The organism is Sphingomonas sp. GW821-FHT10F11, assembly GCF_058809095.1.
This window is the reverse complement of sequence record NZ_JBXASH010000004.1, coordinates 331,109-345,744: the sequence shown is the minus strand read 5'-3', so window position 1 is coordinate 345,744 and position 14,636 is coordinate 331,109. Positions and strand designations below refer to the sequence as shown.

At 66.0% G+C, this 14,636-nt stretch carries 18 protein-coding genes and 1 riboswitch; of the genes, 10 read left to right on the top strand and 8 right to left on the bottom strand.

Translation table 11 applies throughout. From position 1 onward, the window contains the following. Nucleotides 1-61 precede the first annotated feature (61 nt). The gene (locus AC1RT8_RS14935) at nucleotides 62-334 is read left to right on the top strand and encodes a GNAT family N-acetyltransferase (protein ID WP_493076443.1); all 273 of its coding nucleotides are present in this window, start codon (nucleotides 62-64) and stop codon (nucleotides 332-334) included. A 3-nt stretch (nucleotides 335-337) separates the two neighbouring features. On the opposite strand, the gene AC1RT8_RS14930 is transcribed toward AC1RT8_RS14935, so the two are convergent. Continuing rightward, nucleotides 338-2,155 (bottom strand): ABCB family ABC transporter ATP-binding protein/permease, encoded by a 1,818-nt coding sequence (locus AC1RT8_RS14930; RefSeq protein WP_493076442.1) that lies wholly within the window; start codon nucleotides 2,153-2,155, stop codon nucleotides 338-340. 95 nt (nucleotides 2,156-2,250) lie between these two features. Between AC1RT8_RS14930 and AC1RT8_RS14925 the strand changes: the two genes are divergently transcribed. Then, a complete protein-coding gene (locus AC1RT8_RS14925; RefSeq protein WP_493076441.1) occupies nucleotides 2,251-2,481 on the top strand; it encodes a hypothetical protein in 231 nt (76 codons plus the stop codon). A 62-nt stretch (nucleotides 2,482-2,543) separates the two neighbouring features. Further along, the gene (locus AC1RT8_RS14920) at nucleotides 2,544-2,954 is read left to right on the top strand and encodes a hypothetical protein (RefSeq protein WP_493076440.1); all 411 of its coding nucleotides are present in this window, start codon (nucleotides 2,544-2,546) and stop codon (nucleotides 2,952-2,954) included. On the opposite strand, the gene AC1RT8_RS14915 is transcribed toward AC1RT8_RS14920, so the two are convergent. From AC1RT8_RS14915 to crtY, 6 genes are read right to left on the bottom strand one after another with little or no spacing between them, the layout of a single operon-like run. Beyond that, the gene (locus tag AC1RT8_RS14915) at nucleotides 2,943-3,158 is read right to left on the bottom strand and encodes a hypothetical protein (RefSeq protein ID WP_493076439.1); all 216 of its coding nucleotides are present in this window, start codon (nucleotides 3,156-3,158) and stop codon (nucleotides 2,943-2,945) included. The two genes, AC1RT8_RS14920 and AC1RT8_RS14915, sit on opposite strands and share 12 nt — an antisense overlap. 48 nt (nucleotides 3,159-3,206) lie before the next feature. Beyond that, nucleotides 3,207-4,154, bottom strand: coding sequence for a phytoene/squalene synthase family protein (locus AC1RT8_RS14910; protein WP_493076438.1), 948 nt, complete (start codon nucleotides 4,152-4,154; stop codon nucleotides 3,207-3,209). Further along, the gene (locus AC1RT8_RS14905) at nucleotides 4,151-4,732 is read right to left on the bottom strand and encodes an LOG family protein (RefSeq protein WP_493076437.1); all 582 of its coding nucleotides are present in this window, start codon (nucleotides 4,730-4,732) and stop codon (nucleotides 4,151-4,153) included. The genes AC1RT8_RS14910 and AC1RT8_RS14905 overlap by 4 nt, the downstream gene beginning before the upstream one ends. 4 nt (nucleotides 4,733-4,736) lie before the next feature. After that, a complete protein-coding gene (locus tag AC1RT8_RS14900) occupies nucleotides 4,737-5,180 on the bottom strand; it encodes a T6SS immunity protein Tdi1 domain-containing protein (RefSeq protein ID WP_493076436.1) in 444 nt (147 codons plus the stop codon). After that, nucleotides 5,177-6,658 carry a phytoene desaturase gene (locus AC1RT8_RS14895; RefSeq protein ID WP_493076435.1) on the bottom strand — a complete coding sequence of 494 codons (1,482 nt, stop codon included), beginning with the start codon at nucleotides 6,656-6,658 and terminating at the stop codon, nucleotides 5,177-5,179. Before AC1RT8_RS14895 ends, AC1RT8_RS14900 begins: the two co-directional genes overlap by 4 nt. After that, nucleotides 6,655-7,830: a lycopene beta-cyclase CrtY gene (gene crtY, locus AC1RT8_RS14890; protein WP_493076434.1), complete on the bottom strand. Its 1,176-nt coding sequence runs from the start codon at nucleotides 7,828-7,830 to the stop codon at nucleotides 6,655-6,657. Before crtY ends, AC1RT8_RS14895 begins: the two co-directional genes overlap by 4 nt. A 93-nt stretch (nucleotides 7,831-7,923) precedes the next feature. On the opposite strand from crtY, the gene AC1RT8_RS14885 reads away from it, so the two are divergent. Beyond that, a complete protein-coding gene (locus AC1RT8_RS14885) occupies nucleotides 7,924-8,706 on the top strand; it encodes a hypothetical protein (RefSeq protein ID WP_493076433.1) in 783 nt (260 codons plus the stop codon). A gap of 16 nt (nucleotides 8,707-8,722) precedes the next feature. On the opposite strand, the gene AC1RT8_RS14880 is transcribed toward AC1RT8_RS14885, so the two are convergent. Next, nucleotides 8,723-9,337 carry a glutathione binding-like protein gene (locus tag AC1RT8_RS14880; protein WP_493076432.1) on the bottom strand — a complete coding sequence of 205 codons (615 nt, stop codon included), beginning with the start codon at nucleotides 9,335-9,337 and terminating at the stop codon, nucleotides 8,723-8,725. An 87-nt stretch (nucleotides 9,338-9,424) separates the two neighbouring features. Here AC1RT8_RS14880 and AC1RT8_RS14875 point away from each other — a divergent pair, with 87 nt between their 5' ends. From AC1RT8_RS14875 to AC1RT8_RS14850, 6 genes are all read left to right on the top strand, one after another. Continuing rightward, a complete protein-coding gene (locus AC1RT8_RS14875) occupies nucleotides 9,425-10,003 on the top strand; it encodes a TetR/AcrR family transcriptional regulator (protein ID WP_493076431.1) in 579 nt (192 codons plus the stop codon). A gap of 29 nt (nucleotides 10,004-10,032) precedes the next feature. Then, nucleotides 10,033-10,839 carry a sterol desaturase family protein gene (locus tag AC1RT8_RS14870; protein ID WP_493076430.1) on the top strand — a complete coding sequence of 269 codons (807 nt, stop codon included), beginning with the start codon at nucleotides 10,033-10,035 and terminating at the stop codon, nucleotides 10,837-10,839. Continuing rightward, nucleotides 10,826-11,200, top strand: a complete 375-nt coding sequence (locus tag AC1RT8_RS14865; protein WP_493076429.1) for a DUF2141 domain-containing protein — start codon at nucleotides 10,826-10,828, stop codon at nucleotides 11,198-11,200. The genes AC1RT8_RS14870 and AC1RT8_RS14865 overlap by 14 nt, the downstream gene beginning before the upstream one ends. Nucleotides 11,201-11,268: 68 nt before the next feature. Beyond that, the gene (locus AC1RT8_RS14860) at nucleotides 11,269-12,123 is read left to right on the top strand and encodes a MipA/OmpV family protein (RefSeq protein ID WP_493076428.1); all 855 of its coding nucleotides are present in this window, start codon (nucleotides 11,269-11,271) and stop codon (nucleotides 12,121-12,123) included. 187 nt (nucleotides 12,124-12,310) lie between these two features. Further along, on the top strand, nucleotides 12,311-13,288 hold the full coding sequence (locus tag AC1RT8_RS14855) for a ferritin-like domain-containing protein (RefSeq protein ID WP_493076427.1): 978 nt from the start codon (nucleotides 12,311-12,313) through the stop codon (nucleotides 13,286-13,288). A 34-nt stretch (nucleotides 13,289-13,322) separates the two neighbouring features. Further along, complete coding sequence (locus tag AC1RT8_RS14850; RefSeq protein WP_493076426.1) at nucleotides 13,323-14,366, top strand: ferritin-like domain-containing protein; 1,044 nt, start codon at nucleotides 13,323-13,325, stop codon at nucleotides 14,364-14,366. Nucleotides 14,367-14,524: 158 nt separating this feature from the next. Next, nucleotides 14,525-14,633: riboswitch (TPP riboswitch) on the top strand. The last annotated feature ends 3 nt before the right edge of the window (nucleotides 14,634-14,636 follow it).

Genomic DNA, 14,636 nt, shown 5'->3' with positions numbered 1-14,636 from the left:
CTCGGGATATATCGCGCCGGATCACTGGCCTTGGCCCGGGCTTCCCTGTTAGCGAAGGCTCATGACCGAAGTCCGTGACAACACCGCCGCCCATCGCTTCGAGCTCGTGGTCGATCGTCATCTCTCCTTCAGCGAATACACGCTCGACGGCGATGAGATCACCTTCACCCACACGATCGTCCCACCAGCACTTGAGGGCCATGGTGTCGCCAGCCGCCTGATCTCGGGCGCGCTCGCCCAGGTTCGCGAACGCGGGTTGAAGGTGCGGCCGGTGTGCAAGTTCGTGAAGGCCTATATCGAGCGCCATCCGGAGTGGCAGGACCTGCTAGCCTGAGCCTCATTCCGCCGCCAGCGCACCTTCTTCGCGCTCCTGCGCCTGACGGTTCCACATCTCGGCATAGAGCCCGTCCTTGCGCAGCAGCGCCGCATGGCTGCCGCGCTCGACTACCCGGCCTGACTCGAGCACCACGATCTCGTCGGCATGGACCACGGTCGACAGCCGGTGCGCGATCACGATGGTGGACCGGCCTCGGCCGATATCCTCGAGCGTCGCCTGGATTTCCGCTTCGGTACGGCTGTCGAGCGCGCTGGTCGCTTCATCCAGGATCAGGATCGGCGGGTTCTTGAGCAGGGTGCGGGCGATCGCCACGCGCTGCTTCTCGCCACCCGACAGCTTCAGCCCGCGCTCGCCGACCCGGGTCTCGTAGCCCAGAGGCTGGCGTTCGATGAACTCGGCGATCGCGGCACCGCGCGCCGCGCGCTCGATATCGTCCTGGTCAGCGCCTTCGCGGCCATAGGCGATGTTGTAGCCGATCGTGTCGTTGAACAGCACCGTATCCTGCGGAACGATGCCGATCGCGGCACGCAGCGAATCCTGCGTGACGCCGGCGATATCCTGCCCGTCGATGGTGATGCGGCCGCCCGTGAGGTCGTAGAAGCGGTACATCAGCCGCGCGAGCGTCGATTTGCCGGCGCCCGACGGCCCGACCACCGCCAGCGTATGCCCGGCGGGAATGTCGAGATCGATGCCCTTCAGGATCGGCTGGCCCGCGTCATAGCCGAAGCGGACATCCTCGAACCGCACATGCCCGGCACCGACCACCAGCGGCTTCGCGCCCGGCATATCGACCACTTCGGACGGCGTATCGATCAGGTCGAACATGGCGCCCATGTCGATCACGCCCTGGCGGATCGTGCGATAGACCATGCCGAGCAGGTCGAGCGGCCGGAACAGCTGGGCGAGCAGGGTGCTGACCAGCACGACATTGCCGGCAGTGTAACGCCCCTCGCTCCAGCCCCACACGACCAGCGCCATGCCACCCGCCATCATCAGGTTCGTGATCAGCGCCTGGCCGATATTCAGCCAGGCGAGCGAATTCTCGCTGATCACTGCGGCACTCGCATAGGCGGCGATGCCCTCGTCGTACCGCTTCGCCTCGCGCTCCTCGGCGCCGAAATATTTGACCGTCTCGAAATTCAGCAAGGAATCCACCGCATGCGCCACCGCGCCGGTGTCGAGGTCGTTCATCCGGGATCGGAGCGCGGCGCGCCAGTCGGTCACGATCCGGGTGAAGACGATATAGGCGGCGACCATCACCAGCGTGCCCACGACCAGTCCGGGGCCGAATTTGGTCCAGAAGATGCCGAGTACCAGGCTCAGCTCGAGCACGGTCGGCGCGATGTTGAACAGCAGGAAATAGAGCATCGTGTCGATGCTCTTGGTGCCGCGTTCCACGACCTTGGTGACCGCGCCGGTGCGCCGTTCGAGATGAAAGCGCAACGACAGCCGGTGGAGATGCCGGAACACCGCCGCCGCCAGCCGCCTTGTCGCTTCCTGTCCGACACGCTCGAACACCGCGTTGCGTAGATTGTCGAACACCACCGATCCGAACCGCGCGGCGGCATAGCCGATCACCAGCAACAGGATCAGCGTGGTCGCGCTTCGGTCGCCCGCGCCCATGCCGTCGATCGCGGCCTGCAGCGCGAAGGGTGCGCCGTACACCTGGACCAGTTTCGAGGCGAGCACGAGCGACAGCGCGATGACGATGCGCAGCCGAAGCATCGGCGCATCCGCCGGCCACAGATAGGGCAGGAAGCGCCGGAGCGTCGGAATCAGCGGGCGCTCGATGCGGGTCGGTTCGGTCATGGGGGGCATTTGCGATCAATATAGGCAGGCCGACCCCAATCGAAAGCATTTCACGGAACAAGAGTCTCGCTTCGTCGATTGATGCCTTGACTGGGAGCCGAAGCATGGAACCGTTTTACTTCGTCATGGCGATCATGGGCTGCGGGGATGGTTCGACGCAGTGCGCCGAGGCGCGCGTCGTGCCGGTGCGTTATGCCTCGGTCGCGCAGTGCCAGGCGGCGATGCCCGCCATGCTCCAGCGCAACACCGATATCGATTATCCCGTGATCAGCGCCGCCTGCCGGTCGAACCGGCCGCAGCTGGTCCAGCTCGACCGCCAGCGCCGCGGCGGCTGATAGCGCCTTCCGCTTTTGCCATGCCCTGCTAGGTTGTCCGTGACAGGGCGGCAGGGCAGGCGATGCGCAAGATTCTGAGCATAATATTGGGGGCGCTCGCGGCGATGCTGGTCGTCTCGGCCTTCGATGCGCTTGCCGGCCATCTCTATCCCATGCCCGAGCTTGAAAGCGACGATCCCGCCGCGCTCGCCGCCGTTGTCGGCGCCATGCCGATGACGGCCAAATTGCTTGTCGCGGGCGGCTGGTTCGTCGGCCCACTCGCCGGTGCCTGGCTCGCGCTGCGGATCAGCGACTGGCGCATGGCGGGGCAGATCGTCACCGCCGTGGTGCTCGCCGGCAGCATCGCCAATATCCTGATGCTGCCCCATCCGCTGTGGATGCAGGTCTGCGCCGTGCTGTTGCCGATATTGGGCGGCGCGCTCGGCATCTGGGCGCATCGCAAGCCCTATCCGGGTGAGCCGTTACTCGGCTGAACGCGTTTCCACATCGCGCACGATCGGCAGCGACCAGCGGATCTGGTCGCGCAGCAGCGATTCCAGCTCGTCCGCGCCTTGATTGTGCGCGGTCGCCCGTTTCCTCAGCAGGATCGCGAGCAGCGACGCGCGGCTCGGCGTTTCCGTCGGCTTGGCGCGTCCCTGCGCGAGCGCGCGGGAAAAGCGATGGGAAAGCATGGTCATGCATCCGCGGCTAGGGCCGGAAGGTATCGCGACGGTCACCGGAAAAGGTTAGCGCGGTCTTGTCCACAAGTTCGGGTCGCGCGGCAGGGGCGGGTAGAGCGTCCGGCGCTCGATCGCCTCCCGCGCGGCGCGCGTGATCATCGCGATCTTGGCAGCTGTCGAGGTGGTGACCCGGTGGTCCCAGGCATGCTCGCCGCGCTCGGTGACCTCGCGCCCGATCGCGCCATAGATGCCCGCCGCCGCCAGTACCGCCCAGGCCGATCGCAGCGGCAGCGCCGGCGTTCCCGCCCGTGCGCTGACCTCGAATTCGGCCGCGCGCGCCGCCAGCCTTTTCGCCAGCACCGCGAGCCGCTGGCGAAAAGGCGGCTTCATGTGCTGGCCGGGCGGGATGTCCATCTCGACCAGCCATTCCTCGGGCAGATAGCAGCGCCCGACCCGGTCATCCTCTTCCACATCGCGCGCGATATTGGCGAGCTGGAAGGCGATGCCGAGATCGCAGGCCCGGTCGAGCGTCGCCTCGTCCTCGGGCGACACCCCCATCGCCACCGCCATCATGCAGCCGACCGCGCCCGCGACATGATAGCAATAGGTGTAGAGGTCGGCCTCGCTGCGCGGACGCCAATCCTCGGCGTCGAGCGCGAATCCTGCGATCAGGTCGCGCGCGAAGCGCGGCGGCATACGGGTCTCCGCCGCGACGATGCGCAGCGCGTCGAACGCCGGATCGCCCACCCAGTCGCCGGCAAGCGCGGCTTCGGTCATCGCCGAGATCCGCATGAGTCGTGCGGGGGCATCCTCGACGATCGTCATGCCGTGTCCATGGTCCTGACCGTCGGCGATATCGTCGCATTTCCGGCACCAGGCATAGAGCAGCCAGGCCCGTTCCCTTGTTTTCCGGTCGAACAGCCGGCTCGCCGCCGCGAAGCTCTTCGACCCGCGCGCGATCGATTCACCCGCCGTCGCGACGATCGCATCGCGGCTCGGCAGGTCGGCGCTCACAGGTCCTTGGCGCGCATCTTGGTGATCGTCTCGATCGGGGTGTGGTCTGCCATCTTCGCGAGCAGCCCATCGAGCCCATCGTCGATCAGCAGGATGCCCTGATGCTGCGGCCGCAGGAAACCGACCTCGCCCATCTTTTCGTAAAAGGCGATCAGATGGTCGTAATAGCCCGCCACGTTGAGCAGCCCGACCGGCTTGGCATGATAGCCGATCTGCGCCCAGCTCAGGGCTTCCCACAGCTCATCCATCGTGCCGGTGCCGCCGGGCAGGTTGACGAACCCGTCGGACAGGTCGGTGAAGGCCTGTTTGCGCTGGTGCATCGTGTCGACGACGTGCAGCTCGGTCAGCCCGCGATGCGCCACCTCGGCAGTCACCAGCGCGGTCGGGATGATCCCGATCACGTCGCCACCCGCCTCCAGCGCACTGTCGGCAATCGCCCCCATCAGCCCCAGCCGCCCGCCGCCATAGACGACGCCGATCCCGCGCTCGGCCAATGTGCGGCCGACGGCGCGCGCGGACTCGATGTAAACGGGATCGGCGGGGCTGGCAGAGCCACAATAGACGGCAAGTCGTTTCACAGGATCAATCTACCATTTTGATGACGACCTGATGGCCGTCGGGAAGGTCGCGGGTCTGCAGGCCGAGGCTCCCGGTGAAGGAGATGAGTTCGGCAATCGAAATGGTACAGAGATTCTCCGGCACGTACTCGCCCCCCAGCAGCGCCGGTACCTTCAGCGCGTAACAACGGCCTTCACCGGGTTCGCCAAAACGTTCGTGCGCGGCTTCGACCAGCGCCAGCGATTCCCAAACCTCGCGAGTCTCGGCCTGGTTCATATAGGCGAAGAGGCCGGTCTCATCAGCTGCCACCTGTTCGAGCGTCACTATTTCAGGGTCGAGATACCAGAAGGCGCCAGCCTCATCCCGTACGATGAGATGGCCCATCGGGCTGACGGCCGTCACCGCCGCGGCGCATATGCCAGTCCAGCTCCAGTCCTGATTGACGATCTTCGCAAGGGCATCGCTCACCGGGGTCCCTCCAGCATCAATGCCGCCGTCGCCTTGGCACTCCCGACAACCCCGGGAATGCCGGCGCCCGGATGCGTGCCTGCGCCGACGAAATACAGGTTCGGAATCTCGTCGTCGCGATTGTGCACGCGGAACCAGGCGCTCTGGGTCAGGATCGGCTCGAGGCTGAAGGCGCTGCCGAGATGCGCGTTCAGATCGGCGGCAAAGTCGCTCGGCGCGTAATGGAATTTGGTCACGATCCGCTCATGGATGTCCGGGATCAATCGCCGCCCCACCTCGTCGAGGATGCGCTTCTCCAGGATCGGCCCGATCTCCGCCCAGTCGACCGGGAATTTGCCGAGATGCGGCACCGGCGCCAGCGCGTAGAAGGTCGAATGCCCCTCGGGCGCCATGCTCGGATCGGTCACGGTCGGGTGATGGAGATAGAGCGAGAAATCCTCGGGCAGCACGCCGCTGTCGTACAGGTCGGTCAGCAGGCCTTTGTAGCGCGGGCCGAACAGGATCATGTGGTGCGGGATGCCTGGCCAGGTGCCCTTGATCCCGAAATGCACGACGAACAGGGACGGGGAATAGCGTTTCCGCTCCAGCCGGTTCTTCGTCCGCTGCGCGCTGCGCGATGTCTTCAGCAGATCGCGATAGATGTGCATCACGTCGCCGTTGCACGCGACCATGTCGGCCTTGCCTTCCCAGCCCGACGCAGTGACCACGCCGGTCGCCTTGTCGCCCAAGGTCTCGATGCTCGTCACCGGATCGTTCAGACGAAGCACCCCGCCCAGCCGCTCGAAATGCGTCACCATGCCCGCGATCAGCTTGCTGGTGCCGCCCTTGGCAAACCACACGCCGCCGTCACGCTCCAGCTTGTGGATCAACGCGTAGATCGCGCTGGTGGTCATCGGGTTGCCGCCGACGAGCAAGGTGTGGAAGCTCAGCGCCTGGCGTAGATGCTCGTCCTTCACGAAGCTCGACACGATCGAATAGACCGATCGCCACGCCTGATATTTCATCAGCGACGGCGCTGCCTTGATCATCGACGCGAAGTCGAGGAACGCCACATGGCCGAGCTTCACATAGCCTTCCTGATACACCCCGGCGGCATAATCGAGGAACTTGCGGTACCCGGCGACGTCCTCGGGATTGAGCCTGGCGATTTCCGCCATCAGCACGCTGTCGTCGTTGGTGTAATCGAAGCTGGTCCCGTCGGGCCAGTTGAGCCGGTAGAAGGGCAGCACCGGCGCGAGCGTCACGTCGTCCGCCATGTTGCGCCCGGTCAGCGCCCACAGCTCCTGCAGGCAGGGCGGATCGGTGATGACGGTCGGCCCGGCATCGAAGGTGAAGCCGTCCTTCTCCCAGACATAGGCACGCCCGCCGGGCTTGTCGCGCGCCTCGACGATGACCGTCTCGATGCCCGCCGATTGCAGCCTGATGCCGAGCGCGAGTCCGCCGAACCCGGCACCGATGACGATGGCGGTACGGCTCATGTCGGGTTCCGGTGCACGGTCGGGCGGATTGCTCCGATGGCACGGCCCACGGGTACGGGGGGCTTGCCCATCAGGACGCGGGCCTTGTCGGCGATGGTCGATCTTCCTGCATAGAAACGGCCTATAAGACGGGGATCGAGCCGATAGAAGCGTTCGAGGATGCGATAGCGTTCGGCGGGCTCGGCCGCCTTGAACAGCATCTTGTCGAGCATGCGGTAGAAACCGCGCCTGTGCCAGGTCGACCGCGCCAGGCCATAGGTCAGGTCGTGCAGCGCCTTGCCCGAAAAATCGGTGGCCCGCGCGATCAGCGATGCGGTGCGCACCGCATCCGGCAGCGAATAGCCGGTGGTCGGGTGGAACAGCCCGGCGCGCATGCCCGCCTTGGCGACCTTGTTGCCGCCGCTGCGCCAATATTCCTCGAAATCGCCACCCATCGCGACCGGCAGAACCCCGGCTTCCTCGCGCGCGACATGATCGACCTGCCAGCCCCGCGCGCCGACATAATCGGCGATCCGCTGAGTCAGCACCGCCCGGTCGAATCCGGGCGTGTCGCTGTAATAGGTGTCCTCGACGAACATCCGGGTCGCGGCGAAGGGCAGGCAATAGATGAAACGATATCCGTCGATCTGCTCGACGGTTGCATCCATCACCATCGGATGCGGCGCGCCGTGATCCTCCGCGAGGCGGAATTCGCGCCCCAGGAATTTCTGCCAGCCCAGCTCGAGCAGCCCGAGATCGCCCGGCCCGCGTGCGTCGATCACGCCCCTGGCCTGGATGCGGTCGCCATCGGCCAGCACCACCGCGGTCGGACTGGCGCCCAGCACCTTGCGCCGGGTCATCAGCGCGCCTTCGGGCAGGGCGGCGCGCACCACGGCGTCGAGCCGTTCGGATTCGATCGAATAATAGGCCGCATTCAGTGTCCGGCGATGCGCCGGGAAAGCGATATCATAGCTTTTCCAGCCATAGCTGATCAGTGGGGCGACGATCCACCGGTCGGCGTCAGCCACGTCGCTGGCGAAGAAGGACCAGAGATGGTTGCCGCCGACCCCGCCCGATCCCTCGATCAGCCTGATGTCGAGGTCGGGATGCTTCTTCTTCAGCGCCAGCGTCACCAGCCCGCCGGCCAGCCCGGCGCCGACGATCGCGATATCGCAGGAAAGGAGGGCTGGCATGGTGTTGGCGTAGCCGAATCGCTTCGTCGTGCAAATCGCGCGCTTGCCCCTTTTCGGGCCCCGGCTAGGATCGGCGTCGAGGGGAAGCCATTCATGCGTATCCTGACCGCCATTGCCGCCGTTGCTTTAGCGCTGTCGCCAGTCATGGCGCAGGAGCGGATCAAGACCGCGGATCTGGAGACGGTCAGCCGCCGCGGCGCCCAGCTCTACGCCTTCGATCAGGCCGCCTGGCACACGACGGACGCGATGGTGGCGAAGCAATTGCCGCGCGACACCATGGCCGCGATCCGCGGCTGGGTCGTCGAGCCGCATGGCGACGCCCTGACCGTCACTTATTACGGGTTCGAGGGCACGAAACCCTATGCGATCTATGCCGCCGACTATGCGGACGGCAAGGTTGCCGCCGAACGCATCCCCGCCGTCAGGGAGCCGCTTTCGGCCCAGGGCGAGCGCATGGCCGCAGCGCTCGAAGTCGCGCGGGATTTGGAACTCAAGGGCTGCGTCGACCGGCCCTACAACAGCGTGGTCCTGCCGCCCCAGTCGGACGGCACCATCCCGGTATATCTTCTCACGCCGATGGTCACGCAGGACGCCTATCCGTTCGGCGGCCATCACGAGGTGGATATCGGGCTGGACGGAAAGGTCGCCGCCATGCGCGATTTCACCAATAGCTGCCTCGTCGTGGCGCAGCCCAAGGATGCGGTCATGGGCTTCGTCACGCACCTGCTCGATCCGCATCCGACCGAGATCCATGTCTATCTGTCGCTATGGATGGGCAAGCCCATCGCGGTCGGGACCGGAAAGGACGTCGCCTGGATGGTGGAAGGGACGAAAGTCTCGCCCCTCAGCCCGAAGGACGGCGCCAAAAAGCGCTGACGCCGTCCCGCCCCGCTCAGGCTGCCTGAAGCAGCGGCATCTCCGCCCCCATTGCCCGCGCGATCGAAGGGCGCTTGCGCATCGTTGTTCGCCAGCCGAGCAGCACCGGCCAGTCGGCGATCGGCACCCCGGCATGTTCGCACCAGTTGAGCACGCTCAGCAGATAGGCATCGGCCACGCTGAAGCTGTCGAGCAGATAATCGGCGCCGTCGAGATGAGTCGACAGCAGGTCCAGCCGCTTTGTCGCCAGCTCGCGTGCCCAGGCCTTGGCGCCTTCGGGTGGCGCCTTGCTCATCAGCGGCGTGAACACCGATTTGTGCAGCTCGGTCGAGATGAAATTGAGCCAGCGCATCATCTGATAGCGCTCCTCGGTATAGGGCGCCGGCGCCAGCACGCCTTCCGCCGCAAGATCGGCGATATAGGTCAGCACCGCCGGCCCCTCGGTCAGCGCAAGGCCGCCCATCGTCTCCATCGCCGGGACATAGCCCATCGGGCTGATCGCGGTGAACGGGCGCCCGTCGGGCAGGCGTCCGCCCGGCGGGACCTGGACGAACTCGGCATCGAGCTCTGCCTCCTCGATCGCGATCCGCGTTGCGAGCGAGCAGGCGAAGGGAATGAAATAGAGCTTCATGGGGACCTCCCTGGGCCTTGGTTGATTTCCGTACCGTTTCGCATAATATATGCCCAAGTCAACGATTCATTGCGAAACGGTACAGATTTGTCACAACGCCCCCGCGGCCGCCCGCGCAGCTTCGATGCCAATGTCGCGCTCAAGGCGGCGTCGGAGCGCTTCCGCACGCACGGCTTTGCCGGTACCTCGCTCGACGAGCTGGCCGAAGCGACCGGCCTCGCTCGCCCCAGCCTCTATGCGGCGTTCGGAGACAAGCGTGCGTTGTATCTCGCCGCGCTCGCCCGGCTGACCGACCGGGCCGAGCGCAGCTTCGCCTCGCTCGGCAGCCTGGGTCTGCCCTTGCGCGAGATGGTCGAGCGGATGCTGATCGGCGCGCTCGACGGCTATATGTCGGGCGAGAAGGGGCCGTCGGGCTGCCTCTTGATCGGCACCGCCACCGCTGAAGCCGCCGCCGACCCGGAGGTCCGCGCCGCGCTCGGCAGGTTCCTCGCCATGGAGGATCGCTGCATCGAGGAACTGCTCATCGCCGCGGGCAGCGCGCGTCCAGAGCCCTCGACGGCGATCGTCGCCTCGGTGCTCCACTCGCTGAGCGTCCGCGCCCGAGCCGGCGAATCGCGCGAGTCGATGGAACGCATCGCGCGGGATTGCGCCGCGATGGTGGTCTAGCCGGGGCATTGCCGTGTAAGGCGGTGGCGATGACCGCCCTGCTCGCCATCCTGCTCTCCGCCGTCGCGATGACTCTGATCGTCGGTATCCGCTACCTGATCGTCAGCGGCGCCTTCGCCGTGGCGACCCGGGCGAAGCATCCCGGCCTCTATGCCGGGCTCGATCCGCAGATCCGGCGCGAGATCTGGTGGAGCCTCGCCTCCGCCGCGATCTACGGCGTTCCCGCCGGCATCATCGCCTGGGGGTGGCAGAATCGCGGCTGGACGCTGATCTACAGCGACATCCACGTCTTCCCGCTCTGGTACCTGCCCGTCTCGGTGCTGCTCTATCTGATCGCGCACGACGGCTGGTTCTACTGGACTCATCGCTGGATGCACCTGCCGCGCCCGTTCCGCATTGCGCACGCCGTCCATCACGCCAGCCGCCCGCCCACCGCCTGGGCGGCGATGGCGTTCCACCCGATCGAGGCGATCACCGGCGCTGTGGCAATTCCGCTACTGGTGTTCGTGATTCCGATCCATCCGTACGCGCTCGGAGTGGTGCTCACCGTCATGACCGTTATGGGGGTTACCAACCATATGGGGTGGGAGGTTTTCCCTGCGTTCATGTGGCGGGGGCGAATGGGGGGCTGGCTCATCACCGCGAGCCATCATCAGCGGCACCATGAGCAATATGGGGGGAATTATGGGCTTTATTTCCGATTCTGGGATCGCCTCTGCGGTACCGATCGCGGCATCGGGGATTTTGTCCGCGATCATGAACGCGCGCGTCGTAAAGCGGCCGGGCTTGGCGATCGTCGCGATGGCGCTGCTGCCGGGGGCGATGCCGGTCTCTGACCTGTCGCTCGACGTGGCGAAGCTGCGCTCGACGCGCGGCCTGATCCGCGTCTGCCTCACCGCCGATCCGTCGAACTTCCCCAAATGCACCGACGACAAGCGCGCGGTGACCCGGTCGGTGTCGGCGACCCGCCACGACATCAGCTTCGACGGCCTGCCGCGCGGCGATTATGCCATCGCGGTGATCCATGACGAGAACGGGAACGGCAAGCTCGATACCTTTGCCGGCATTCCGAAAGAGGGCTTCGGCTTCTCGCGCAACCCGATCATCACCTTCGGCCCGCCCAGCTTCAAGGCGGCGCGTTTCACCGTCTCGGGTGATGCGGATGCGCAACAGGTGAAAATGCTTTATCTGCTCTAGGCGGTGACGATGGACCCAAAGCGACAATGGACGCGTTGCGATGCGAAACCCGTTCCTGGAGTAGCCATGTGATCACGGAAAACCGTACCGCTCTTCTCGCCGCGACCTTGCTGTGCTGCACCGCCACCGCCGCCTTCGCCCAGGAAGCCCCCCCGCCGGACGCGCCTGACAAGGATCGCAACAGCCTCACCATCGGCGGCGGCGCGGCTTATATGCCCAGCTATGAAGGCTCCAACGATTATATCCTCGCCCCCGCCGTGGCGGCGCGCGGCAAGATCGGCGGCTTCGCCTTCTCGACCCACAACACCCAGCTTTATGTCGATCTGATCCCGAATCCGTCGGGCCCGTCCTTCGATTTCCAGCTCGGCCCGATCGTCGGGCTCAATTTCAACCGGGTCGCCCGCATCAAGGATCCTCAGGTCCAGGCGCTCGGCACCCGCAAGATCGCGCTCGAGGCGGGCGGCTTCATCGGCATCGGCAAGACCGGCCTGATCACCAGCGACTATGACAATCTCACGATCAAGCTCGCTTATGTCCATGACGTCAGCAAGGTCTATCGCAGCTATGTGATCACCCCTTCGATCGAATATAGCACGCCGCTCAGCCGCACGGCGTTTGTCGGCCTCTCGGCCTCCGCCGATTATGCCGGCGCCGGCTATTCCCGCGCCTATTTCGATGTCGACGCCGCCGGCTCGTTGCGCAGCGGCCTGCCGGTATACACCGGCGGCAAGGGCTGGAAGGATCTGACCTTCGGCACGGTGGTCGGTCATTCCCTCACCGGGGATCTGCTCCACGGCCTCGGCATCTATGCCATGGGTTCCTACACCCGGATGCAGGACAGTTATGCCGCCAGCCCGGTGGTGAGCATCGCCGGCAGCCGCAACCAATGGTTCGGCGCATTGGGGCTGGGCTATACTTTCTGATCCCTTTTTTGAGATGGACCGAAGGATGTGCGACGGATCGGGACGAACGCCTGTTGCTGTCGCCCCCGCACATCGGCTACCCGGATACGGAAACCGGTCGGAATCGACATGCCCGGCATGCAAATGACGGGAAACGGTGGCTGAATCCGTCCTGTCGCATGGGACACCATCTCAAGGAGAGGTCGCTTTGACCGAAGACCAGCAGCTGATCGAGGGTGGCGAATCGGCCCTCCAGCCGGAAACGACGCTGCGTAATGAGCGCCGCGAATTCTTCAGGGCAGCGCTCGGTGCCGCCGCGGCGACCGCCGCGGGCGCCGGCGCGCTGTCGATCGCGACCTCGGCCTCGGCTGCGACGATCGCCGACAACGACATGGGCAATTTCCTGCTCCAGATCGAATATCTGGCGGCGCAATATTACAGCTTCGCCGTTACCGGCACCGGCCTTCCCGCCGCGCTGCTCACCGGGGTCGGCACCGCCGGCGCCGCCACCGGCGCGCGTCAGGTGACCTTCACCGATCCGCTCGTCGCGCAATATGCCAGCGAGATCCAGCAGGACCTGGCAGCGCATGTCGCCTTCCTGCGCGCCACGCTCGGCACGGATGGCGCGACGGCCCAGCCGGCGATCGACCTGGGCTTTGCCGCGGGCAGCGGCTTCAGCAAGGCGGCCGTCGGCGCCGGCATCGCCGCCGCCGGGGCGTTCGATCCTTATGCCAGCGACGAGAATTTCCTGCTCGGCGCCTATATCTTCGAGGACGTCATCGTCACCGCCTTTGCCGGCGCCGCCGCGTCGATCTCCGACAAGACCTTCCTCGGCAAGGTCCTCGGCCTGCTCTCGGCCCATTCGCACCATACCGCGGTGATCCGCTCGCTGCTCTACTCGAAGGGCGTCGCGACGCCGGTGCTCAGGACGAATGCCGACAAGATCTCGGATCAGCTCCGCGACCTGCTCGACGGCACCACCGATCTCGATCAGGGCATCTCGCCCGTCGGGACCGGCGCCACTATCCAGTCGAACGTCGTGCCCAACGGGGCGGACGGCCTCATCGCCGGCCGCTCGACCGGCCAGGTGCTGAACATCTTCTATCTGAACAGCCTGGCCGTCTCGTCGGGCGGCTTCTTCACCGCGGGCCTCAACGGCACGGTGAAGGTCAGCTCGGCGAACTGATCGCGCACCTGCTCCCCAAAGGGAAGATTTCACGATGATCGATACCGATACCCCGATCCTGGCGCCGAACATGACCGGCGCCGACGACGACCGCAGCGTCGGGCAGCGCCGGCGCTTCCTGCTGCTCGCCGGCAGCGCCACCATGGCGATGGGCCTCGCGGCCTGCGGCGGCAGCAGCGACAGCACGCCGACGCCCACCCCCACCTCGACCGCCACGCCCACGCCGTCGCCGACCGCGACGTCCACGGTCGCGCTCGACGTGGATTACCTCAATTTCGCGCTTCAGCTGCAATATCTCGTCGCGCAATATTTCGTCCGCGCCACCACGGGCTCGGGCATCGAGGCGATCCCCGCCTCCAGCACCCTGCCCGGCGGCGGCGCTGCGCTGCTCACCGGCACCGGCACGCAGGGCGCGGTGACGGGCGGCGCTCAGGTGACCTTCACCGATGTCGTGCTCGGCCAATATGCGCGCGAGATCGCGGCGGGCGAACTCGCCCTGCTCGGCTTCCTGCGCTCGGCGATCGGCTCGGCCGCCGTCTCGGCCCAGCCGGCGATCGACATCTCCAACAGTATCACCGGCGGCTTCACCCGGCTGGCGCGCGCCGGCGGTTATATCGGCCCGGCCGATCAGTTCGATCCCTATGCGAGCGAGTTCAATTTCCTGCTCGGCGCGTTCCTGCTGCAGGATGTGATCGTCAGCGCCTATATCGGCGCGACGCCGTCGATCGCGAACCTGGTCTATGTCAACGCGGCGGCCGATGCCCTGGCGACCAAGTCGTTCCACGCGGCGATGATCCGTTCGCAGCTCTATGCCCGCGGCGCCGCCGCACGCACCGCGACCGATCAGCTCAGCAACGCCCGGGATTCGTTCGACGGCGCCAGCGACAATGATCAGGGGGTCACCGGCAACGCCTCGACCGCCAACGTCACGCCGACCAATATCGACGGCATCGTCTTCGGCCGCACGCCGGGGCAGGTGCTCAACGTGCTCTACACCACCTCTTCGGCGGTGACGGGCGGGGGCTTCTACCCCAACGGCGTGATCAGCACCTATTTCAAGACCAGCGCCGCGAGCTGATCGTGCGATAAGACGGTGCCGGCCCGCTCCCCCACCCGGCCTCCCATTCAGTATATTCTGTGGGAGGCCGGGTGGGGGAGCGGGCCGGCACCGTTTCGCGAAGCGCGAACAAGAACGCCGCGCGGCCTTTTCTTTGTGCGCCGACGCGCCTAGACCGGTCCCTTCCCCGGGGGGGCGCTGATGCGCGCCTGAGAGGGGGGCTGCAGCCCCCGACCCGCCGAACCTGATCCGGTTGAGACCGGCGGAGGGAGGGAGTGGTTTTCACCCGGA